The following is a 1,023-nucleotide window of genomic DNA, read 5'->3' on the forward strand; positions in this document are numbered from 1 at the left end:
CGGGACGACGTTGCCAAGGTTTACGGTAAACGTCTCATCGCCTTCAACAATCATGTCATCATTGATGCCAATAGTGAACGTTTCCGTTTCACCTGCCGTACCCGCGAAATTCAAGGTACCGGTCAGAGCACCCGTGAAATCGGCTGCCTCGGTAGAAACGTCGGTCACGCTGTAATCAACCGAGAAGCCATCTTGAACATCTTTATCAAGCTCTACTGTGAACGTGATCATTCCGGTCTCTTCGTCTTCGGTCATGTCAACAACCGTCAAGACAGCCGAATCGTCATCGATGATGTCCAGCGAGGCTTCGTCAGTTGACGATATCGAAATGGCACCCGGATTAAGTGTTCCGGTTACGTCGGTGATGGAAGTCACTGTGGCAATGACCGTCTCGGTTCCTTCGACCACCATGTCATCTTTAACATCAACGGAAGCAATCTCTAACACGCTACCAGGTGAGAACGTGACATCCGACAGCGAGCTGTTGGCATAGTCATCACCACCTGGTGTTGGGACTCCATTGTTGGAAGCCGTACCGTTGTTGATGATGAGGCTGCCGAGTCCATCGGTCAGCGTCACGGTGATCGTGTTCTGACTTGGATTGGACAGAGAGATCTTGAATCGACCATCAATGATCGCTTCGTTGGTCAGATCGCCATCGTTGCCTTCCTGAGCATCATTGAGTTTCATGATCGAAACTTCAGTAGTGTCATTGTCCACGATTGTCGTCATAACAGTATTGGGTCCCGTCGCGGTAATCTCTGGAGTCGCAGAAACTCCATTGAATTGCGGATCGGAAATCGAAACCGTGAAATCTTCGTTTGGTTCAACGAAATTCGACAGGTGCTTGAGTGCTCCTGCACCTTGCTCGAAGCCGTCGTCCTCAAACGTATTGAGATCGATGGTCAACGTCGGTGCCGTTTGGACACTATCACCATAGAAGGTCACTTCGCCCGCACCGGCATCGAAGTCGAACGAGTCCGGATCCATCGGTGAAGTTCCGGCTGCCAGGTTGTAGGCATC

General features: G+C 50.9%; 1 protein-coding gene. It reads right to left on the minus strand.

The genetic code is table 11. From position 1 onward, the window contains the following. Positions 1-990, minus strand: a 990-nt coding sequence (locus RC85_RS25990) for a Calx-beta domain-containing protein (RefSeq protein ID WP_202907978.1), incomplete at its 3' end; no start/stop codon positions are given. Positions 991-1,023: the final 33 nt, after the last annotated feature.

The organism is Rubripirellula obstinata (assembly GCF_001642955.1).
GTDB classification, from domain to species: Bacteria; Planctomycetota; Planctomycetia; order Pirellulales; family Pirellulaceae; genus Rubripirellula; species Rubripirellula obstinata.